We start from the raw sequence: 21,561 nt of genomic DNA, 5'->3' as shown, positions 1-21,561 counted from the left end.
CCCGTACCCCGTACCCCCACTATTCACCAACCAGTCCCCAGCAACTAGCACTCAGCCAGCTTTAACTTGTGATCCCGACTTTCAACCAACCACCACTTCATCTGTTACTTTAAATGGATTTTATACAGCTATTTTGAAGGGAAAACAACGGAAATTCCAATTAGATGGAATAGGTGCAGTTAATTTATCCCATTTACCTCGATATTGCTAAAGTGAGCAAATATAACTACATAAAATCCATCTAAACTCAATTTCAGCGCGTTTTGAGTGAATTTAGATGTACAAAATCCAGTTAATTCGTGTGTGGGGTCGGTGATTGGATAGTTACTTGGTAAGTTGTTAGCTTGTGGTTGAAACTCAAAACAAACATAAAAGCCCCCGTTTCCCTCCGAAGGAGGGTGGGTGGCTTGCATGGATCCCTTTGCTGACGGAATCAGATCTTTAATTCCCCAAGCTTAATCAGTTCTACAACCGCTTGTGAACGACCCTTTACGTTCAGCTTTTGCATGACGTTCGATATATGATTCCTCACAGTCTTTTCACTTATGAAAAGCTGCTGTGCGATATCCTTTGTCGTTTTGTCCTGCACTAAGAGTTCGAATACTTCGCGTTCGCGGTTCGTAAGTAAAAATTTGTTTTTGTGGTCGCTGCCCATGGATGTGTGGAAACCATTGTATAAATCCCTTAATTTATAAGGGTTTATTTGTTTTCGATGCAAATTTGATGCAAATTTATTTTTGATGCAGTATAATAGCCTTATTAGCTGTAATAGTCAGGGGCGAAAAGAAATGGCGAAGATAACCAAGGATACTACAAAAGATTATATATACGAAGATGAGAATGCAAAAAAGAACCCGTTTTGGTTCCAAGTTATGATTAACGGCAAGCGAGTTACGCGGCGCGGATTCAAGACTAGAGGAGAAGCGAAGAAGGCGCGAGCTGTCTTGATTGCAGATCTTAGTAAGGATATCTATATCGAGCCGAACAAAATGCCGTTCGGTGTCTACTTTGATACGTGGTTGTCTGCTCGCGCTAACATTGCTCACTCAACACGTAAAATGTATGAGTCTTATTTCCGAACTCATATAGATCCGTTAATAGGCGATGTTCCATTATCGAAACTTACAGTCACGCATATTGATAAATTAATTGCATCGCTTCGTGAAAAAGAACTCGGAGACGAAATGGTGAAAAGAATATACGCTACTGTTAATGCATCTCTAAATGCTGCTGAGAAAAAGGATCTCGTTGCCAAAAATGTAGCGAGTAAAATTGAGAAGCCAACTGTTGAGCGAAAGGAACGACTTGTTTGGGATATTGATACAGTTAGAGAATTCTTTCAAGCAACGAAAGACGAAAGTAGATATTGGATTGCTGCTTACCTGGCTGTAATGACTGGAATGCGTCAAGGGGAAATCCTTGCGATACGCTGGTCTGATATTGATTTGGAAAAGGGTATTATACAAGTGAGACGTAATTTAATAAAAAATTTAACCATATTCTCAGGACTCAAGACTGAGAAGAGTCGGCGTACAATCACTATATCTCAGCAAGTCATTGCGATACTCGAAGAGCAGAAGCAGAAGAATGAATTGGAGAAACAAAATCCCAAAGTGGATTATCAAGATAATAATCTTGTTGTTTGCAGCTCAAGGGGAACGCCTGCAACAGCCACTAAAGTGATACACGCATGGAAGACGATGCAAACAAAGCATAAGCCCGCTAACGCTCCGACGATTACATTTCACGATCTCAGGCATACTCACGCTTCAATAATGCTGAAGCAAGGTGTTCACCCTAAAGTTATATCTGAGCGACTTGGGCACTCTACAATTACGATTACACTAGACACATACTCACACCTGTTGCCTAATATGCAGGAAGAGGCAGCGGAAGCTTTAGAATACACCATTGGCATGCAATTCTAAATCCCAAAGAATGAGGATGCTGACATGACTAGGAACACTCCATTCGGCGGACCAATCACATCACAGCGGCAGGCATTCAAGTTTATGTTAAAGAAGAACGACGCACTTCATAGGCGCGGGTTACTTAAACTACACATGGATCAAAAGCGGAAAAGGTTGATTAGAAGTCAAATGGAGGCGAATAGTGATGTTATTATCCGATCACATTAGAGAGACCGCTGATATTATAGCTGGCTATGTTACGGGTACGTTAGTCATTGAAAATAACACTGTTAGCCTCCTGAAACTCGATGGTGAACTGATTACAGTAAATGAGGATTATTCAATAGAAGTGAGAAACGATCGGATATATGAGTCCGTTACAGTTAGTCAAGTGATTGATTTAAGGACTGAAGAAGGATGGCCTTTATTAAGTGGTATTTATACAAGAATAAAGAAAATCGTTACTTTGAATTAATTTTCACAGCCGCAAATCAACCGTAAAAAGAAAGTAGATTCTCCGACTTCAAAACGCCGCCATTAGGTTTTAGATGTGGTAAATTTATATCATAGGAAATCGAGAAGAGGGCAAGACACCCGAACGCTAAAGAGCATTGGCCGCGCAGCAGTAGTGAATAGCTGTGTGTGAGACCGACTCATTGACGGGATCGTCAGCCCTCTTTTGGTTTTCTTAAATACTTATTGGGATGGTGAAAGTATGTCAGTAAGAGCAAAGTTTAGATGCGTCCAAAAGGAAGGAAACAATCTCCGACTAGAAGTCGTGATTTCTGGTTCCGAAGAAAATAAAGATTTTTGGAAATATACTCCTGCTGGTCAAATTCAAATGAGCGTTGACAATGAAAAGGCTCAGGAGCAATTTGAAGTAGGCAAAGAATACTACGTCGATTTCACACCGGCTAACGAGTAAGTAATATAATCGCAACGATGACTAAAAATCTATGGTCGCTTTCCGACAAGAGTAAACCGATCGTTGCGATCTTTATCAAAATTTGATTAGACAAGCCTCGAACTATGTTGGAAAATGTAGGAACGAGGGGGTGACCAATCATGGCTGTAAAAGTAGAACTCTTTTCAGAATTTAATAGTAGTGACGAATTGCAAAGAAAAGTTAATAATTTTCTTGCTAATTTACCAAATGAATCAGTTATTGATATAAAATTAAGCAGTTCAGGTTCTGAAGACGATAAGAGCAATCGTTATACTGATATTATGGTGATTTATAAAGACTAGCACTCCACCGCGGGTGCTTTTTTTATTGCCTTGCAACCGCATTTACACAGTGGAATGATCCTAAGCGCTTGGGTTGAGGTAACGTAGGAGGCCTGATTAAGCCGATGGCACGACCTTATCGTTTCACTTTTTAAGTGCGGTTTAAAAGCGTCTGTGAGGCGTTTTGGGATTGGTGCTCACGAATGTGTGTTCTGTATCTTAAAATGGCTGATATGGGCGCTGAGGGCTTTTGGTGATGAGATAATGGGTGTATCTGGATAATGCATTGAATAATACTTCTAGGAAATTCTCATTGACCACTATATAATCTAATAATCATAAATATTAGGTTGGTGAGATATTCCTGATGGCAAACTTTGATGAGATTAGTCCAGAACTTTTTGTTAGGATGTCAAAATTTAGAACCGAAGTTAAGGATCTCTTAACAAATTACTATCAATTCACCGAAGAAGATGCATACAAAGGAATATACAACTACAGAAAAGTATTTCCTAAGTTAATGGAGTATACAAAAGCAAGTGAAGTTGCATCTAGAATAAGACATAATCAATATATTGGCGGTGCCGAGCAGTACGAGGAATATTTAGATTCGATGAATTCAGTAGTGAAGATTCTTGCTGATTCTAAGAAACTTCCTGAAGTAAAGAATAAAGCCGCTGAGATTTGCCCTAGCTGCAAGCTTTTTAAATACATCGGCGAATCATGCACTTTTTGCGGTTCAAACGACAAGGGATTAAAAGTTACATCTTAAGAAAAGAAAAACCACCAGCGGGGGCTAGTGGTTGACTTGATTATTTCTTGTCTTTAGGAGGATTAGGATCATTGCCGTAGCTATTCGACTGAGCAATCTGTCCATTTAAGTTATGGATACGATGCTCTGTTTTGTCTTTGATAGCTTGTACTCTACCAAGGTCTTGAGTCGCTTTCTTAGTATCGCCATGGCTTACAACTTTGCCGCCTTGCTTGTTATCCCAACCACCTTTGGGATTTGGAACAGTGTGAACACCTGGTTTCTTAGTAGCCATGAGCGAGCCTCCTAAATGTGTGTTTGTCCTACAAAGCCATTATATAATGCTACATATGGATGTACTATTGGCAAAACGACCAAATTGCCTATTTATTTTCCATAACCTTGGTCATGAGTGAAGTGGCTGCTGCTTTTACTTTAGATAGTCCTGTTTTTTGTATGTGGTATCCAAAGTCATACGGATGTCCTTGTAATTCTTGTTCTAAGCTACCAATCATATACTCAGTTCCATCTACAATATCTTTGTAAGCAACAATTAATTGTTCGTGTTCATCCCTAAGTGACATCGGTGGGATTGTGGATTTTAATTCCCTTTGAAATTTCAAAAAAGAGGACAACTCTTCTCTGAGATTTAATTTCCTTTCAAGATGATCCCACTTTTTATCCGGTTGTTGGTTTACATGTTGAAGATACTCAGTGGCTGGTCGTAAGGATTCTTCCAACTTGAAGATAATTTTAATATAGTCCATATTTTCTTGTTGTTGAGACATTGTAATCAGCTCCTTTTGGAAAAATAGGGCATTTAATATTCGACGTGGAATAAAATAACCCTCTTTTATCGTAACATATTTTTCAAATTGCTTGGGATATTAAGGAATAAACGTTCGCGGGAACGAGTATTCGTAAGATCGAGTATCTCAAACATCCCGAAAATGACAGAATTTGACCTTAAATCGAATTTGAAGTGATGACTTCATAATAAGTAAAATGATCTTGTACTTCTCTTCTCTCTAGTAACTAAGTACAAGGATCTTAAACACAGAGCGAAGCAATTGTGTGCTCTTGACCTATAGATTTACCAGTCATTAAAACGATTGAAAAACATAACGGCCATGAAATGGTCGAGTGGAGGTGTGGAACGACGGTGAGTTCCACGGTCTCCTATCTCATACGACACCGCTTGGCGGCGCTGCTTTATGCTCTAAATAAACTACATACGATAACGAAGCCTGTTCTTTCGAGAATGGGCTTTTTCTATTTCGGGGAAAGAGAGTGGTTTAAACATGGCTAAAGTTAAGATAACAGGCGGAATGAATCCATTTAGCACAAGGATATTGATCGATGATCAACCATTAAAGAGTGCAACGGCAATTAGTTATAGTGTGTCAGTCGATCAGATACCTACTCTGACAGCTGAGATCAACTTAAGTGAGACTGATATAGAAATGGATGCATCGTTAACCCTTTATACCGAGGTAAACGGAAAGAGATACAAGTTAGTCGAGGTATGACAAGCGAACAGAATAGAGGCAGGGCAGCAGAGGATAGGTATTACGATAAGTTCAAGCGTGATCGAGATTCCAAAGCGTTCTATAATTCTTCATTCTGGTTGAGTGTTCGTGAGCAGGCTCTTATTCGTGACCATTACTTATGTCAACACTGTCTCAAAGAGAAGAAGTTAGTACCTGCTGACATGGTCCATCACATCGTACCTATCCGTGATGATAAGGATAAAGCACTAGAGCTCGAGAACCTACTGAGTCTGTGTAATCCATGTCATAACAAGGTTCATGGTGGTAAAGAGAAGGCGACGACTAAGAAGAGAGCAGCACGTGTCATTCAATCGGTGGCTAATCGCGACCATAGGTGAAATCAAGCACATCGTGAGACGCTCTCAGTGACGCTTAGAGGCGTCATGCCTGTCCGATGACCGAACAGATGCGAACAGTGACACGCCCCCCTGCCTTGGATTCTGAGGGGCTTTAAATGCTAAGACCGCGTGTCCACATTCGTTTTCGGCGCGTAACAAAAAATCGTATGGGAGGGGGGGTTCAATGTTTAAACCCAAAGCTATTATAACAACGGTTGCAGCGAGGGAGTTATTCAAAACTCTGGTGAGGGAACTTGAGATAGACAACAACCTGAGTGAACGAACAATCATGCTGGTTGATAATATGGTGCTACTTGAGCAATTGAAGCGGGCGCATATTGAGGATATTCGGAAGCGTGGATCGGTAGAATTATTCAAAAACGGAGCACAGGAAATGTACAGGTCAAACAAATCGGTCGATGCTGTCTTAAAGATTGTTGAACAGCAACGTAAATTACAGGCTGAGCTAAAGCTTACACCGGCATCAGATCGGAAGGTCGCAGGCCTAGTTAAGCCGCCGGAAGGTGGCGATAATGATGGCGAGCACAGCAAGGATAATCGAGACGACTTCGAAAAGTTCTAAACTCCAAACCACAGATTACGCCAGAGCAGTCGTTGCTCACTTAATAGTCACATCGAAAAAGGTTTATCAAGCATGTGAACGTCATCTAAACGACCTAAGCCGGCAAGATACAAAGGGCTTCCCTTACATCTTTAATGAGGATAAAGGTTACCGACCAGTTACTTACATCGAGCAATTCTGTAAGCCGTCGCAGGGTGACTTCGATCGACTTGAATTGCAGCCATGGCAGCATTTTGTAATTGGTTCGTTGTATGGCTGGGTCCATAAGAAGACAGGGGTTCGAAGGTTTAAAGAGGGCTTGATTTATGTTGGCAGAAAAAACGGGAAGACTACACTTATTAGTGGATTATCCTTGTATGCTGCCTCAAAAGATGGAGAAAACGGGGCTCGAGTCTTCCAGCTCGCCAATTCGAAGGAGCAAGCAAGGGAGCTATTTGACGAGTGTAAGGCAATGGTTAGGTCATCGAATCTTCTTGATCGTCACTTTGAATCCACTCTACATGAAATCAGATATGGCAAGACTGTTTCTAAAATCGTGCCATTGGCTACGGATAGCAAGAAGCTTGATGGTAAGAATGCATCGTTTGCGGTATTCGATGAGATCCACGAATATAAGGGTTATAAACTCATAAACGTTATCAAAAACAGTACCGGCGCCCGCTCTCAACCGATGCTTATTTACATTACGACAGCTGGTTATCAACTTGACGGCCCACTCATGGATTACTATGAGAAGGGGGCAGATGTTTTAAGTGGCGTCCTTACCGATGAGCGTACATTCTAATTCATGGCCGAACTGGATGAGGAAGACGACTTAAATGATTCATCTAAATGGATAAAGGCAAATCCTAGTCTTGGGACAACGCTAAAAATCGATACGTTAATTGAGGAATGGGAGAGCCGGCAGCACATCCCGGCAGAACGCAACGACTTTATTACTAAGCGTTTAAATCTCTTCGTCCAATCCGATGAGCAATCTTTCATCGATTTCGAAATCATTAAAAAGAATAATGCTTTAATCGATTTGGATTCATTAAGGGGAAGAAGTTGCATAGGGGGATTTGACCTATCGCAAACAGAGGACTTTACAAGCGCGTGTCTCGAGTTCGATCTCGATGATGGACGCGTTTTTGTTTTGTCTCATTCTTGGGTACCTCAGAAAAAAGTGGATCTTGATAATGAAAAGCTTCCGTTCGAGGAATGGAAAAAAGAAGGGCTGCTCTCCATATGTCCAGGTGCTTACGTTGATTACAAATACGTACTAGAGTGGTTCATTAAGAAATCAGAGTTGTATCAAATCGATCTAATCACCTTTGATCCAGCCAATGCGTACCGGTTGGTGGAGGATATGAAGAATTTCGGTTTCAAATGCGAAATCGTCCGTCAAGGTCCATTAACATTAAACGCTCCACTCAAAGATATTAAAGAGCTACTGCTTGATGGAAAAGTAATCTATAACAATAACAAACTGCTTCGCTGGTATTTGAACAATGTGAAGCTTGTTGAGGATCGAAACGGAAATTGGCTACCAACAAAGCAGGGAAGATACCGTAAAATAGACGGTTTTGCCGCTTGGTTGAATGCACATTCCGAGGTAATAAAGCGAATGGCAATGCCAGAGTTAAGCGGCAGTGTTGACTTTGTTTCCATCAAAGACCTGCTAAGGAGGTGATGAAAATTTGAATATATGGCAGAGGGCTAGAGTCGCGTGGAATGTAATTCGAAATAACGTCAACGCGGTATCTGATGGCAATTTCTCGAAATGGTTCCGTGGTGGGAAATCGATATTTCAGTGGGGGAAAAGTGGCCAGTTAGCCAGCAATGAAACGATATTTGCTGCTATCTCGCGACTGTCTAACTCGCTTTCGACGTTGCCATTAAAGTTATATCGTGATTTTAAACCTGTTGAAACCGATGTATCTGACAAAATATCGAATGCTCCAAACAATAATATGACCAGCTTTGATTTCATTCGTACAATCGAGACGCATAGAAACGTTCATGGAAACGGGTATGCATTAAAGATGTATGGGAAGGCACATCAGCTGGAGCAATTGCTCATACTGGATCCAACCCGAGTAACTCCGATCGTAGAAGTCGATTCAGGTGATTTGTGGTACGAAGTAGACGGAGAAAAGGGACGATATTACATCCATAATCTCGATATGATACACGTTAAACACATTCATACTATACAAAATGGCTACAAAGGTATTAGCCCTATTGATGTTCTTAAAAATACAATCGACTTTGACCGAGAGGTTCGTGAGTTTAGTTTAAGCCAGATGGAGGGAGCTATTCACGCATCCTTCATTCTTAAATACGCGGCACACATCGGCAAGGAGAAGAAGGCAGAAGTAATTGCTAATTTCAAGGACTTCTACAAAGACAATGGCGGCGTTTTAATCCAGGAGTCAGGTATTGAAATTGAGCCAATCGAGAAAAAATTCATCGACACAAAGGTATTTGAGGTCGAGAAGATTACCCGATCACGTGTAGCGACTGTTTTTAATATGCCAGTCAGCATGTTAGGAGAGACCGACGGGGCCAGTTACTCCAGTATGGAGCAGATGAGTCTTGAATATGTAACGTACACACTGTTAGCCATCGTCCGTCAGTATGAACAAGAATTTAATAGAAAGCTTCTCACAACACAGGAGCGCCGATCGGGACTTTATTACAAGTTCAATGTCGGCGCTCTTTTGCGTGCGGATACGGCCACACAGATGGAGGCATTCTTCAAGGCTGTTAGGTCCGGTATTTACAAACCAAATGAAGTGAGAGCTTTCCTCGAACAACCTCCTGAGCCGGGTGGAGAAAAGCTTTATATCAGTGGTGATTTATACCCGATTGATACGCCAATTGAGCAACGGAAGGGGGTGAATACAAAAAATGAGTAAAAAGTTTTGGGAATTTAAAAACCAAACGACTGATGAAGCAGACCTCTACCTCTATCTAGAAATCGCATCATGGGGCGGCGGATTTTACGCTCACTCAGCTAAGAGCTTCAAGGGAGAACTGGATGCACTTGGTGAACTTAAAACGCTGAACGTGTACATCAATTCCCCGGGTGGTGATGTCTTTGAAGGTGTGGCTATATACAACATGCTTAAGCGTCATAAAGCACATGTAAATATTCATGTGGATGGCTTAGCGGCATCGATTGCATCAGTAATTACCATGGCCGGCGACACAATTATCATGCCAAGTAATGCAATGATGATGATCCATAACGCCTGGATGTACACTGCGGGCAATTCCAAAGACCTGAGAGAAGCGGCTGACATGCTTGATAAGGTCGATACATCGATAAGGCAGTCTTACCTTACCAAAGCTGGCGACAAGCTCTCTGAGGAGGATCTCATAACGCTTATGGAAGCAGAATCGTGGCTGACCGCTCAAGAGGCATATGACTATGGACTTTGTGATGTAGTAGGAGAGGTTAAGCAAGTAGCGGCCTTGGCAAACAATGGTCTACTAGCTAAATACCGCAATGTTCCCGCAGCAGTTATTCCGAAAGAAGAGCCTGCAAAACCAGAAAATAAGGGCTTAACTGAGGAACAAAGAGCGGAAATCACAAGAAACGCTAGTCTAGAATTACAAAATTTGAATTCATACCTGGGAGGTATTTTTAGATGAAAACTTTATTCGACATTAAGAACGACCTAGTAACAATCGGTGCTGCTTACGCTGCAGCAAAGCAAGATAAACTCGCGGAAGCTTCTAAGCCTGATGCGAGCATTGAGAACATCAAGGCACTGGAAACAAAGGAATCCAACTTGAAAGCTCGCTTTGATATTCTTCAAAAAGAACACGATGAAATGGAAGGAGAGCAGCTCAAAAACCTACAGCGTAATCCGATCGAGGGTGTTTCTGACCCTAAAGCAAAGGTAGTTTCGGCTAAAGCGGGCCTGATTCGTGCAGTAATGGGTGGAAAAGCAGTTGCTCCGGAGATCAAAGCTGCGCTTGGTGATAAAAACAGCACAGGTGGCGAGAAAATCCTTCCGAGCACAATGACTACTGAACTTCTTCATGAGCCGTTCGTGAAAAATCCACTACGTGATGTTTCGACAGTGACAAGTGTTACGAATCTCGAAATTCCAAAAGTGAGTTTCACACTTGATACGAATGATGATTTCATTGCAGATACGGCTACTGCTAAAGAGTTGAAAGCTGATGGCGATGTTGTAACGTTCGGGCGCTTTAAATTCAAGGTATTTGTTCCGATTTCTGAGACAATCCTCTCTGCTACAGATACAAATCTAGTCCAAACGGTCGATCAAGCGCTGCAAAGTGGACTTGCAGCAAAAGAGAAGAAAGTTGCTTTCGCCACAACTCCAGCTACTGGTGAGGAACTAATGAGTTTCTACTCCACACAAAACGGTATCACGGAAGTAGTTGGCACAACTATGTTCAAAGCAATCAAAAACTCAATCGCTGCTCTTCATGAAGACTACCGCGAAAACGCGAAAATCATGATGCGTTATGCAGATTACGTTGATATCATTGAAACACTTGCAAACGGCAGCACTACGCTTTACAACGCTCAACCCGAGCAAGTTCTAGGCAAGCCGGTTGTGTTCTGTGACTCTGCGACTAAACCAATCGTTGGTGACTTCCGTTACTCGCACTTTAACTATGATCCGCAAGTTCTGTATGACCGTGACAAGGATGTTAAAACGGGTATTGAATTATTCGTTCTGACGGCTTGGTTAGATCACAAAATCAAGCTTAAATCTGCATTCCGTATCGCGAAAGTTGTTCCGGAAGTCTAAAAAGTGGGGGCATGACCAATGCTCGACTTAAGTGAAGTAAAAGATTATCTGCGCATTGATGGGAGCGAGGACGATACTGTCCTCGCTCTTCTTATTGATGCGGCAATCAACTACATGACAAACGCTGGTGTTCTGGAGTCCGAAAGTTCACTCTATAAACTGGCCTTGATGTTGTATGTGTCGCTTCACTATGAAAACCGAGATCCTTCAGCAAAAATATCAGGTTTTAATTTTTCTCTTGAAAGCATCATCATGCAATTGAAGTAGGAAAGAGGTGAAAAACAAATGAAAAAGTTTGTCGTTACTGCAGATTTCATTGATAAAAATACGAAGATTCAGTACGATATTGGATCTGTTTTTGAAGCTTCTTCCAAAGAGCGCGCAAATGAGTTGAAAAGCTCTGGCTATCTTGGGGAAGAAGTCATTACTCCTGATGATAAAACCAAGAATGCTCCACCAGCTGGCGAAAAGGGCGGTAAAAATCAACCTCTCCCAGAAGTCACAACAGACGGAAAAGAAACCCCTCAAAGTGGGGAAGTGACTGAATAAATGATTGAAGCCGGTAAGCTCAGGCATGTTGTCACAATCAAATATCTGAAGCCAACGAAGAGTTCTTTCGGTGGCGACAATACACAAGAATGGCTTGATTTCTTGACCGTTCGAGCCTCGAAAGAGCCCCTAATTGGTAAAGAGTATTTTAACGCTGCAGCAGTACAGAGCCTTGTTCAAGTTAAGTTCAGATCTCGCTACAAACCAGGTATTACAAATGCAATGCGAATACATCACGGTGAAGAAGTTTACGAGATTCTGTCCGTGATCAATGTTCAATCACTTAATAAAGAATTACTTTTCTATTGTAAGTTGGTGATTTGATGAGGCGTGGCGATATCGAAGGATTGAGACAACTTGAACGTGACATGCGGAGACTTGGACAGGTTCCTCAGAAGGTGGCTACAAAAGCCGCTAGAGCAGGCGCTGCTATTGCGAGGAAGGCGGCAAAAGCGAACGCTCCAGTGGACACGGGACAGCTTAAAAAGAGTCTCATCATGAAGGCAGAACGCAAGGTGAAGCCGGGCAAGAAGGTTTTCGGTGTCATGCCAAGTCCGCACATGAACGATGTCCTAGTCAAGATTTCCAAGCGAGGTAAACGATCATACTATCCAGCTTCTCAAGAGTATGGGTGGACGACAAATGGTCATTACACACCAGGTTATCGTTATCTTCGTCATGCAATCGAGAACAACGATGACAAGATCGAAAAGGCAGTTATTGAAACAGCGGGCAAAGAGATTGATAAGATCCTGAGGGGTTGAGCTAGTTGAGATTTGAAGAAGCACTTGCGACAGAGTTGCAATCGATACCTGCGTTGGAGAATGGCGTGTTTCCTTTGGTTGTTAGTGAAGGGAAGCAGGCGCCATATGCAGCTTATATGTCTAACGAAGGTATGAAATTAAAAACCTTAGCCGGCTTTATAGACAGAAAGAACATTTCTGCTGAGATCAACATTGTGGCTAAGAGTTACCCTGATATAAAACAACTCACAACTCTCGTAATGGATAAGCTTATCAGTTTCCAGTCGCGAGTAATAGGAGATGAAACGGGGCCTCTTATCCAAGATGTGAACTTCACAGAAGATCCTAAAGAGGGCTTTGAGTTTGAAACTGAACTCTACAGATCCACAATTCCATTCCAAGTTTATTTATAGGAGGTCGTTAATTTGGCACAAAGAGCAATGGGCACCATTATTAAAATCGGCGCGAACTCTATCGCTGAGGTTACATCAATTACCCCGCCTGAAATGACGGCAGACACAATTGACACAACAACTCTATCGAGTCCAGGCGGATATAAAGAATCCATTCCTGGGTTTAAAGATGGTGGCGAAATTGGAATCGTCGGGTTCTTTAATCCTTCAGACACACTAGGTCAAATAGCTCTTTACAACGCTTTTAACAATGGCACGGTTGATTCTTACACAATCATCTTTCCAGCCGCCTTAGGCGCGTCTTGGACGTGTACAGGAGGAGTGACGGGCTTTAAAACGACTGGCGTTGAAGTCGATGGAGCCATTGGCTTTGAGGCTACAATAAAAATTGCGGGAGCTCCGTCCATGGCTACAACAGCCAGTGCGGGGCTCTCTGCTTTATCCCTAACGGGTACCGGCGGAGCACTCTCTCCTGCATTCGCCAACACAAACTACAGTTACTCATTCAGTGGTGTTTCTGCTACTTCAGCAACTGTAACGGCAACGGCGGCAGCGCACACGCTCAAATTATACATTGATGGAGTGTATTCACAGGATCTAGTCAGCGCATCTCCATCTGCTTCAATCCCGTTGACACTCAACGTAGGTAAGAAACTGACGATCCTTGCAAATGAGACAGGGAAAACACAAAAGGTTTATGAAGTAGTAGTTGTGAAAACGACTTAATGATAATTGGATTTTCACGGGCTAGGACTTAACAGTTCTGGCCTTATTTTATTATTCGGAGGATGAAAATACCATGGCAAATGAAAACAATAATGATGTAATAATTATCAATCTCGATAGACCACGTGTAATACGCTTCGGGCATTTGGCCCTGAAAAAATTATCGGCAATGACAGGGTTGACCATTGAACAATTGGCGTCCAACGATACTGATCTTGAACAGTTAGAAACAATTATCTACTGCGGGATTTTTGCAGACGCACTGGAGAATGGCGAAGAATTAAAGCTTGAACAAATGGAGTTATTGTTAGATAAAGCGCCAAATCCCAAGCATTATATGGACAAAATGGCCGAAGCACTTTCTTATGCTTATGGAACTAACCAAGTGCAATCTGAGGGAAACGCGCAAGCGGGGAAGCCGACTCAGAATCGGGCGAGTCGCAGGAAGAAGTAAAACCATTTGATTGGCAAGAGTCATACAGAGCCGCAGTGAAGGTCGGTATTAGTAAGAGGGACTATGACTACATGACTCCTTTTGAGTTAAGGGTTCACATTGAAGAATATTTCGAACGTGAAAAATTCATGCAGAAAGAACGCATTACAGCGGCTTACATGGGCGCTTATTTTGAGCGCGTGAAGAAAATGCCGGATATTAAAAAGTTGTTTGAAAACGACCAACAGGAAGTTAAACCAAAAGAACAAACTGGCGCCGAAATGCTCGCGGAGGTGACTCGACTAAACGCGATGTTCGGTGGGACAGTTGAATAATTGAAGTGAATGTGGAGGGCGACTATGTCGCTCTTTTTGCATTCAAGGGGGTGGACGTTATTGCAGTAGTACGTAACCTAGTAATTCGTGCTGGAGCAGACTTTAGCCAAATGAAGAAAGAAATGCAAAGCGCACAAAATAGCATGAAAAACTTTGGTAAGGGAATGAAAGCGGCTCTTGGCGGACTTGCTGCTGCACTTGGTGGATTAGCGCTTGGTATGGGCCTCGGTTCAGCTATAGAAGATGCAATTAAGTTTGAAGCATTGATGGGAACCCTTAGTAAAACTCTCGGAAAGAGTATGACCGATTTTATCAAATGGCAGAACACTGTTGGCGATGCGATGGGGTTTTCTAAATTACAAGTCGCAGAGATGGGTAACAACTATTCTCTACGCTTGAAATCCATTGCTAAAGATGAGCAGGACCTACTTAAAAAGACGACTGATTTGATCAAAGCGGCTGCGGTCATTAGAAGTAGAACGGGTATGTCTGCAATCGAGATATCCGACCGTATGCGATCTGCGATGAACCAAGAGGCAGACGGTGCGGATGAGCTTGGTGTCAACGTACGTGTATCCTCAATCCAACAATCTAAAGCATATAAAGAGATGGCGAACAATGCCCCTTGGGAACAACTGAGTGAGCAGATGAAAAAGACAATTCTTTACTATCACATCTTGGATTCGACAACTGCTAACTTCGGAACGGAAATTGCTCAAAACACTGCATTACTTAAAGGCGGATTCACATCTGCTTTAAGTGACGCGAAACTCGCATTAGGGCAAGCATTCCTGCCTATCCTAAACCTCGCTTTACCCTTGCTAACGAAGATGGCTAGGGCTGCTGAAGTGGCCTTTCAAAATGTTGCGATGTTTATGCGGGCTCTTTTTCCTAAATCAAACATCAAGGCCGGCAATGCTCAAGTATCAGCGATAGACGCTCAAAGCGGTGCTGTAGATGGTCTGGGTGATTCTCTCGATGCAGCGGGCAAGAAAGCTAAAAAGGCATCAAATTCCCTCGCAAACTTTGATGAAATCAATGGTTTGGGTGGTGGTAGTAAAGATGATGAAAAAGATGATGCAGCAGCAGTGGGAGCGACGAACTCAGGTGGCCTAAGTATGAGTGGTGAAATTGAAGATGAGACAACAAAAATATCTTCAGCAGTCCAAGCAATGGCGAACAAAGTCAAAAAAGCTTTCGGTGAAATGACAGACTTCATAACTGAGCATAAGGAGATCATTATTGCGGCTCTTGGTGGTATTGCTACTGCCTTTGCAACACTTGCAGTAGTTAAGAGTGTCAGCCTTTTGCTCCAAGGAATTGGCGCTGCTATCGCTGCTATTTTGAGCCCGATAGGTCTTCTGGTTCTGGGGATTGCGGCATTATCCGGTGCGTTCATCTATTTCTACCGCAACAACGAGGGATTCAGAGACAAAGTTAAGGCGATTTGGGAGGAAGTCAAAGAAAGTCTCTCAGCTGCGTGGGATTGGATCGTATCAGCGGCTAAAGTAGCATGGGATGGCCTTGAGAAGTTCTGGGATAAAAACGGAGACGCAATAAAAGGAACTATTACTGCTACCTGGGAAGGAATCAAAACTTTCCTAGAGAGTACCTTTAATTTTATCGATACAATAGCTAAAGAAATTTGGGGCGGTCTTAAAGTCTTCTGGGGTAAATGGGGAGACGATATTACCGCTATTTTTAATTCAATTTGGCAAACCGTATCTAAAATATTTGTTGATGTGTTTGTTTTTATAAAGGACACACTCGGAAAGCTCGCTTCATTTTGGAATGAGTACTGGCCTTCTTTAGCAGAAGCTCTAATTAATGTGTGGAAGATTCTCTGGTTCCTCTTGGAGCCTTATGTAAATGCACTAATCAAAGGTATTAAGGGAGCTTTTGAAGCATTAATGCCAGCATTAGAAACGGTTTGGAAGGATATTAAGCAAGTCATTAGCGGTGCCCTAGATATTATTATGGGCGTTGTTAAAATTTTCATAGGGATATTTACTCTGGACTGGGATACTTTTTGGGGCGGTATCAAACAGACGGTAGTAGGCGTATGGGACAGTTTGAGCGGAATATTAAAATTAGCTTTGGACTCAATGATAGGCGTTGTAAATGTAGGTGCAGCGGCTTTGCGTGGTATTATTGTCGGTCTTTGGGAAGGTGTCCGTGAGAACACGAAAGAATTCCAAGCAGGCATTGCAACTATTGTTTCAAACGTCTGGGATGGAATCGTGTCTACAATTAAAAATTCGATTAACTCTATAACCGGAATGATTAACAGTTTTATTGATAATTTCAATAAAATTAAAATCAGCATTCCGTCGTTCACTAATCCATTCACTGGTAATACTGTAGGCGGGTTTGATATTGGAGTGCCGCAGATTCCGAAGATACCAATGTTGGCACAGGGCGGTATAACAGGAGTGAACAATCCTTTCCTCGCTATGGTTGGGGACAACAAGACTCAGCGGGAAGTTGTGGCGCCATTAGATGACTTAACTAGCATGATTTCTAGTGCTGTGGAAGCGGCTGTCTCTGCTGCTGGGAGGTCCTCGAACAACAATGGAAGTGGTGGAGTGGCTCAGGTAAATCTTTCTATTGATGGAACAACTTTTGCACGACTCATCGCACCTTTCATGGATAAAGAAACTACTCGCGTAGGCGGTGCAATGATTAGGACAACATAGGGGGTGGCATTATTGACTACTGCATTATTAAACATCGGTGGGGTTGATATGCCGACCCCTTCTGATTTGTCTGTTGGCATCCAGGATATCGTAGATGCGGAGAGGAACACGAATGGGAAGATGATCGGTGAGTTAATCGCAACAAAAATAAAACTCGAACTATCTTGGAAGTTTCTCGATGTAACGCAGATGAGTCAGATCCTAAAAGCTGTCAAACCATTTTTGTTTGATGTAACTTACTTCGACCCCGAAGAGGGTGATTTTCTCACTAAAAAGTTTTATTCCGGTGATCGTACAGTTCCTATGTATGATTTCCTTCAAGGAATTCCAAGATATCAAAATTTTAAGTTCAACATTATTGAGCAATAAGGGGGCAGCGGCGTGCAAAGCACATCTCAAAAATTCAAAGATAAGATCTATGCCCCCGACAGAAAAACCAAAGCACGCGTCACATTTGATATCAGCGACACGACAGCAACGGGCGACGTTTCAAGTATCACGGCAACATCTGACTCTCCGTTAAGCGTCAAATCCCAACTCATTAATAAGGTTCGGAATTCATCATACAAGACCGCCACACTCGAACAAGACCGTTTCAAGTTGGACGGTTCGTTTTCTTTTGCGGATGACACGCTAGCAAATAACGGAGAACTTGGGTGGTCCAGTGCGGTTATATGTGATGCTTCAGGAGTTTTTTCTACTGCTCAAACGATAACATTCAACTTCAACTCAAACCACTCTAGTGCTGGCCTAACAATCACCTTCGATCAAGTCATGGGCGAATATGCAACAGACTTCGATATGACCGCATATGATGCATCAAACGCCGTAATAGCGACGACAGTAGTCATGGGCAATACACAGGTCATTGCAACACCTCTAGGGCAGCTACTTAACTACAGGAAGGTTTCGGTCATCATACGTAAATGGTCGAAGCCGAACCGTAGGGCAAGAGTGATGGAGGTTGATTTTGGGATTGTGAAGCAGTACACGGACGACAACTTGATAAGTATTAACCTGATCGAGCAAATGGATCTGCTTTCAGGTCAACTTCCTTCGGCCGAGTTCCGATTTGCAGTAGATAATTCAGATCGTGCTTTCAATATTTTGAATCCAACAAGTTTCTATAAGTACTTACAACAGAAGCAACAGGTTATCGGAGAGATCGGTGTCGATATTGGGAATGGTGTTATCGAGTACGTGCAGATTGGAAACTATCTACTGCAGGAGTGGCAAAGTGACGAGGGTTCTCTGACAGCATCATTCACAGCTAGGACAATCCTTGATTCAATGGCTAGTTTCGACTACGAGAATTTGTCGGCATCCACTAAAACACTGTATCAATTAGCGGTAGACATGTTCACTCTTTGCGCGATTACGAATTACTCAATTGACTCGGCGTTATCATCCATTAACACGAACTCACTAGTAAAGAAGGCTAACTGCCGTGACATTCTGCAAATGATCGCAATAGCAGGCTGCGCTAATATCTACGTAACTCGAGACAACATCATCACGCTAAAATGCAGTCCTTCTTTGATCGGGGCAGCCGTAGATACAGCCGACTTTGACAATATGTACAATGAGCCTCAGATCGCCTTAGACAAGGCTGTGAAGCGCGTAGAGGTTACGTACTGGACTAACCTTTCTACCTTTGGCATCGTTGGTGTGAACTCGGCTACAGATACACAGGGGGACACGCTAAAGCTCGAGAATAATACGCTAATAAATGATTCATCCAGAGCTACTTTCGTGGCTAACTGGATCTTTGCTCAACTCAAATATAGGGCTACATACCGCATTAAATGGCAAGGTAATCCTGCGACTGAGCTAAATGATGTATTGTCCATTGAGAACTCATATGGTGACAATATGAGTGGCTATGTGACTAGGATTGAACTCGACTATACTGGTAGCCTTAAAGCGCGCACAGAGGCCAAGGGAGTTGTTAACTAATGGCTTGGATTACTCCTAAGTTAGATTGGACTGATAATGATTGGATTAATTACGCCGATTGGAACCGCATTGAGAATAATATTCTTGAATTAAAAAACTATCTCGTTAGCATTCAGTACAACGTGCCTACGCCAGTGAGTACGAACACGACACGGACAGTCCTTAGTATTGATTTTCTATCGAGCATTAACCGCATAGAAAACAATCTCGACGCAATCAGGCTGGCTTTCCTAAGTCCATCGGATTACCTACCTAAAGAAACGTGGATCGTTGGGAAGGGTTTTGATTATTCAGATGCAAATCGACTGGAGAAGAATACGAAAAGCCTGCTTGATTGGGGTATGTTAGTTTTTCAGAGTTACAGATATTGTGGCACTTTCAATTGTGGTCAAGGATGGGGGTTAGGATAGATGGCTTACACAAAAACCACTTGGCTAGACAGGGCGGTTCAATTCGCCAGTAGATACACGAAATCTGGCGAGACAAGTACAGAAGTTACTCTAACAGCATCACCAGGTACAGTTACGCAAGCGGGGACTCCTGCTAATGCAGCTAATCTCAATAAGTTAGAGCAAGGTGTTGCTGATGCTCATGTAACGGCTGATGCGGCAGTTCCTAAAACGTTGGGAGTTATGAGAAGAACGCCACCGACAACCAATTTAAATGATGCGATTGCCCCTGGCATTTATTTACTCGGTACAGATGCGACGTACACAAACGGCGTGGGTATGGATTATTGCACACTGACGGTTCATTCATCTGCTGACACGGGTTACATCATACAAGAAGCTGTACAAGTATTAGCGCCATACCAGAGGAAATACCGTATGAGGACAGAGAGTACAAGCGGATGGGGCGCTTGGCAGTATGTATGGGACTCTGCAAAGATGCGTATAAACTCAGGTGGGAGTTATTTAGAATGGAACAATGGAGGGACGTGGAGACCAGTGGGGGGAGTTACAAGTTCAAGGAAATTATCAGGAACATTAGCTAATTACGGAGTAACTTACAACATTATAAACGTGACGGGCGCGGGTAGTTTGAAAACTTTTAGAGTAAATAACATCAATGGTACTGATTTGATAGTAACCGTGACTATAGATGGAGTGTTGTACAGTACTTTTTCAAATGGTCTGGTTAGTAGCGGTTCAATAGATAACTATGGAAATATTCTTTCAGCGTATTCAAACTATGCCGACATCACTTTCAAACAATCGTTACTAGTGACTATGTATGGTTCTAACGTTTCTTACACATCTGGATGGAGTTACAATGCACAATACGATTTATCATAGGAGGAGGCGTGACAGTTGTCATTTACAAACGTGTACAAGTTATTGGGCGATAACTTAGAAGAAGATCCCAGTGGATTACTTTACTGCGTACTCTATGACGGGAATAACATTCGTGGTTACGAATTGATGAGCCCAGAGAAGACAGAAACGATTCGTATTGATAATAGTACAGTTGAAGACGTTCATTACCTGTTCGATTTAGATGCTGGCGATTATGTGGAACAGTCACGTGAACAAAGACAATTTCCTGATCCAAATGCTATTTCTCCAGTCGATGCTAAGATCTCTGAACTCAACGCAGCATGTAACGCGGCAATCCTTGCAGGTTTCACCTCGAATGCTCTCGGTACTGACAACACATATGATTTTGACTATGACGCACAGATCAACCTCGGCGGCATGCTTAATGCAATAACAGCGGATATCGTATCCGGTACGGTTGTATGGAAAGCATCTGGTATCCCTCAGACACACACTATTGATCAGTTCAAGACTGTCTTTGCACAAGGCTTGTCACATAAAAACACGAACATCGGAAAGTATTGGACCTTAAAAGGACAGGTACTTTCAGCTGAGACAACGGAAGAAATCAACGCCATACACTGGTAGGTGGCATAATTGAAAAGATACATCTGGAATCTGTTAATCTCCATCGACCAGCTAATCAACACACTCTTAGGTGGTTATCCAGACGAAACACTCAGCTCAAGAATGGGAAAGCGCACTGATTGCAAAGTGTGCTTTTTTATTTGCAGATTTTTGGACTTATTCCAAAAGGATCACTGCTACAAGTCGATTGAGAGAGATGAGGGAGGGGAGCCAATTGGACCAAAGCATTGAAATTGAACCTATTCAAAATCATGTGGACGTCGAGCTCGTAAAAGTCGAAACTCTCCAACACTTCATTGCTCCTGTCCAGGTTGTTATTGAGAGGAAAGAGGTGGGATAGTGGCACTTAATATAAAGCGGAATGATACCCGGACCGCTATCAAAGCAGTGTTGAAAAGCCCGAGAGGTAATCCGGTTAATCTATCAGGAGCCACAGTTAAATTCATAATGGCGAAGTACATCAAAGGTACGGTTCTGGTAGATCGAGAAGCCGATGTCCTTGACCAAGAAAATGGCGTTGTGTGCTTTGTGTTTACTGTGGATGAAGTTACTTCACTCGGTATGATGAAAGCCGAATTTGAGGTTACTTATGAGGATGACAGCACAGAGACATTTCCAAACCAAGGTTATATACTAATCAATTTTGAATCTGATTTAGCTTAGGGGGATAGA

At 42.5% G+C, this 21,561-nt stretch carries 30 protein-coding genes and 1 pseudogene; 28 read left to right on the top strand and 3 right to left on the bottom strand.

What is annotated here, in order from left to right:
• The coding region (locus tag L6I86_RS33655) for a hypothetical protein (protein ID WP_236293123.1) at nt 1-211 on the top strand (211 nt) is incomplete at its 5' end.
• A gap of 222 nt (nt 212-433) precedes the next feature.
• Here the strand turns inward: L6I86_RS33655 and L6I86_RS33650 are convergent.
• Nucleotides 434-655: a helix-turn-helix domain-containing protein gene (locus L6I86_RS33650; protein WP_028556998.1), complete on the bottom strand. Its 222-nt coding sequence runs from the start codon at nt 653-655 to the stop codon at nt 434-436.
• 133 nt (nt 656-788) lie between these two features.
• On the opposite strand from L6I86_RS33650, the gene L6I86_RS33645 reads away from it, so the two are divergent.
• From L6I86_RS33645 to L6I86_RS33625, 5 genes are all read left to right on the top strand, one after another.
• Nucleotides 789-1,928 carry a tyrosine-type recombinase/integrase gene (locus tag L6I86_RS33645; RefSeq protein WP_236293122.1) on the top strand — a complete coding sequence of 380 codons (1,140 nt, stop codon included), beginning with the start codon at nt 789-791 and terminating at the stop codon, nt 1,926-1,928.
• A 187-nt stretch (nt 1,929-2,115) separates the two neighbouring features.
• Nucleotides 2,116-2,385 (top strand): hypothetical protein, encoded by a 270-nt coding sequence (locus L6I86_RS33640; RefSeq protein ID WP_236293120.1) that lies wholly within the window; start codon nt 2,116-2,118, stop codon nt 2,383-2,385.
• Between the two features lie 303 nt (nt 2,386-2,688).
• On the top strand, nt 2,689-2,835 hold the full coding sequence (locus tag L6I86_RS33635) for a hypothetical protein (protein ID WP_236293118.1): 147 nt from the start codon (nt 2,689-2,691) through the stop codon (nt 2,833-2,835).
• Nucleotides 2,836-2,975: 140 nt separating this feature from the next.
• Nucleotides 2,976-3,158 carry a sporulation protein Cse60 gene (locus L6I86_RS33630; RefSeq protein ID WP_236293116.1) on the top strand — a complete coding sequence of 61 codons (183 nt, stop codon included), beginning with the start codon at nt 2,976-2,978 and terminating at the stop codon, nt 3,156-3,158.
• A gap of 346 nt (nt 3,159-3,504) precedes the next feature.
• Nucleotides 3,505-3,909 (top strand): hypothetical protein, encoded by a 405-nt coding sequence (locus tag L6I86_RS33625; protein ID WP_236293113.1) that lies wholly within the window; start codon nt 3,505-3,507, stop codon nt 3,907-3,909.
• A gap of 40 nt (nt 3,910-3,949) precedes the next feature.
• Here L6I86_RS33625 and L6I86_RS33620 read toward each other — a convergent pair whose 3' ends face one another.
• Both L6I86_RS33620 and L6I86_RS33615 read right to left on the bottom strand, forming a co-directional pair.
• Nucleotides 3,950-4,183: a DUF2188 domain-containing protein gene (locus L6I86_RS33620; RefSeq protein ID WP_236293111.1), complete on the bottom strand. Its 234-nt coding sequence runs from the start codon at nt 4,181-4,183 to the stop codon at nt 3,950-3,952.
• 88 nt (nt 4,184-4,271) lie between these two features.
• Entirely contained in the window at nt 4,272-4,676 is a 405-nt protein-coding gene (locus L6I86_RS33615) for a hypothetical protein (RefSeq protein ID WP_236293109.1), read from the bottom strand.
• 374 nt (nt 4,677-5,050) lie between these two features.
• On the opposite strand from L6I86_RS33615, the gene L6I86_RS33610 reads away from it, so the two are divergent.
• From L6I86_RS33610 to L6I86_RS33505, 22 genes and pseudogenes are all read left to right on the top strand, one after another.
• Complete coding sequence (locus L6I86_RS33610; protein ID WP_236293108.1) at nt 5,051-5,197, top strand: hypothetical protein; 147 nt, start codon at nt 5,051-5,053, stop codon at nt 5,195-5,197.
• Between the two features lie 216 nt (nt 5,198-5,413).
• The gene (locus tag L6I86_RS33605) at nt 5,414-5,776 is read left to right on the top strand and encodes an HNH endonuclease (RefSeq protein ID WP_236293106.1); all 363 of its coding nucleotides are present in this window, start codon (nt 5,414-5,416) and stop codon (nt 5,774-5,776) included.
• A gap of 184 nt (nt 5,777-5,960) precedes the next feature.
• Nucleotides 5,961-6,359, top strand: coding sequence for a P27 family phage terminase small subunit (locus L6I86_RS33600; RefSeq protein WP_236293104.1), 399 nt, complete (start codon nt 5,961-5,963; stop codon nt 6,357-6,359).
• Nucleotides 6,310-8,031, top strand: a pseudogene (locus tag L6I86_RS33595) (terminase large subunit). Before L6I86_RS33600 ends, L6I86_RS33595 begins: the two are co-directional and overlap by 50 nt.
• Nucleotides 8,032-8,038: 7 nt before the next feature.
• Nucleotides 8,039-9,259, top strand: a complete 1,221-nt coding sequence (locus L6I86_RS33590; protein ID WP_236293101.1) for a phage portal protein — start codon at nt 8,039-8,041, stop codon at nt 9,257-9,259.
• Nucleotides 9,252-9,998, top strand: coding sequence for a head maturation protease, ClpP-related (locus L6I86_RS33585; RefSeq protein WP_236293099.1), 747 nt, complete (start codon nt 9,252-9,254; stop codon nt 9,996-9,998). The genes L6I86_RS33590 and L6I86_RS33585 overlap by 8 nt, the downstream gene beginning before the upstream one ends.
• A complete protein-coding gene (locus tag L6I86_RS33580; RefSeq protein ID WP_236293097.1) occupies nt 9,995-11,134 on the top strand; it encodes a phage major capsid protein in 1,140 nt (379 codons plus the stop codon). Before L6I86_RS33585 ends, L6I86_RS33580 begins: the two co-directional genes overlap by 4 nt.
• An 18-nt stretch (nt 11,135-11,152) precedes the next feature.
• Nucleotides 11,153-11,401: a head-tail connector protein gene (locus L6I86_RS33575; protein WP_236293095.1), complete on the top strand. Its 249-nt coding sequence runs from the start codon at nt 11,153-11,155 to the stop codon at nt 11,399-11,401.
• 18 nt (nt 11,402-11,419) lie between these two features.
• Nucleotides 11,420-11,683 carry a hypothetical protein gene (locus tag L6I86_RS33570; RefSeq protein ID WP_236293093.1) on the top strand — a complete coding sequence of 88 codons (264 nt, stop codon included), beginning with the start codon at nt 11,420-11,422 and terminating at the stop codon, nt 11,681-11,683.
• Nucleotides 11,684-12,007 carry a phage head closure protein gene (locus L6I86_RS33565; RefSeq protein WP_236293091.1) on the top strand — a complete coding sequence of 108 codons (324 nt, stop codon included), beginning with the start codon at nt 11,684-11,686 and terminating at the stop codon, nt 12,005-12,007.
• Nucleotides 12,008-12,030: 23 nt separating this feature from the next.
• Nucleotides 12,031-12,447 (top strand): HK97-gp10 family putative phage morphogenesis protein, encoded by a 417-nt coding sequence (locus L6I86_RS33560; protein ID WP_236293090.1) that lies wholly within the window; start codon nt 12,031-12,033, stop codon nt 12,445-12,447.
• A 5-nt stretch (nt 12,448-12,452) separates the two neighbouring features.
• The gene (locus tag L6I86_RS33555) at nt 12,453-12,839 is read left to right on the top strand and encodes a DUF3168 domain-containing protein (protein WP_236293089.1); all 387 of its coding nucleotides are present in this window, start codon (nt 12,453-12,455) and stop codon (nt 12,837-12,839) included.
• A gap of 12 nt (nt 12,840-12,851) precedes the next feature.
• The gene (locus tag L6I86_RS33550) at nt 12,852-13,565 is read left to right on the top strand and encodes a phage tail tube protein (protein WP_236293088.1); all 714 of its coding nucleotides are present in this window, start codon (nt 12,852-12,854) and stop codon (nt 13,563-13,565) included.
• Nucleotides 13,566-13,638: 73 nt separating this feature from the next.
• Complete coding sequence (locus L6I86_RS33545) at nt 13,639-14,019, top strand: glycosyltransferase family protein (RefSeq protein ID WP_236293087.1); 381 nt, start codon at nt 13,639-13,641, stop codon at nt 14,017-14,019.
• Nucleotides 14,020-14,090: 71 nt separating this feature from the next.
• Entirely contained in the window at nt 14,091-14,333 is a 243-nt protein-coding gene (locus L6I86_RS33540) for a hypothetical protein (RefSeq protein WP_236293086.1), read from the top strand.
• 143 nt (nt 14,334-14,476) lie between these two features.
• The gene (locus L6I86_RS33535) at nt 14,477-17,029 is read left to right on the top strand and encodes a phage tail protein (protein ID WP_236293085.1); all 2,553 of its coding nucleotides are present in this window, start codon (nt 14,477-14,479) and stop codon (nt 17,027-17,029) included.
• Between the two features lie 12 nt (nt 17,030-17,041).
• Nucleotides 17,042-17,398: a DUF6711 family protein gene (locus L6I86_RS33530; RefSeq protein WP_236293084.1), complete on the top strand. Its 357-nt coding sequence runs from the start codon at nt 17,042-17,044 to the stop codon at nt 17,396-17,398.
• Between the two features lie 12 nt (nt 17,399-17,410).
• Complete coding sequence (locus L6I86_RS33525; protein WP_236293082.1) at nt 17,411-18,985, top strand: hypothetical protein; 1,575 nt, start codon at nt 17,411-17,413, stop codon at nt 18,983-18,985.
• A complete protein-coding gene (locus L6I86_RS33520) occupies nt 18,985-19,395 on the top strand; it encodes a hypothetical protein (protein ID WP_236293081.1) in 411 nt (136 codons plus the stop codon). Before L6I86_RS33525 ends, L6I86_RS33520 begins: the two co-directional genes overlap by 1 nt.
• On the top strand, nt 19,396-20,280 hold the full coding sequence (locus L6I86_RS33515; protein WP_236293080.1) for a pyocin knob domain-containing protein: 885 nt from the start codon (nt 19,396-19,398) through the stop codon (nt 20,278-20,280).
• 15 nt (nt 20,281-20,295) lie between these two features.
• Complete coding sequence (locus L6I86_RS33510; protein WP_236293079.1) at nt 20,296-20,889, top strand: DUF4376 domain-containing protein; 594 nt, start codon at nt 20,296-20,298, stop codon at nt 20,887-20,889.
• A gap of 339 nt (nt 20,890-21,228) precedes the next feature.
• Nucleotides 21,229-21,552 carry a BppU family phage baseplate upper protein gene (locus L6I86_RS33505; RefSeq protein WP_236293078.1) on the top strand — a complete coding sequence of 108 codons (324 nt, stop codon included), beginning with the start codon at nt 21,229-21,231 and terminating at the stop codon, nt 21,550-21,552.
• Nucleotides 21,553-21,561 lie beyond the last annotated feature (9 nt).

Origin of the sequence: Paenibacillus allorhizoplanae (genome assembly GCF_927798215.1) — a bacterium.
GTDB classification, from domain to species: Bacteria; Bacillota; Bacilli; order Paenibacillales; family NBRC-103111; genus Paenibacillus_E; species Paenibacillus_E allorhizoplanae.
This window is presented reverse-complemented; position numbering and strand designations above follow the sequence as displayed.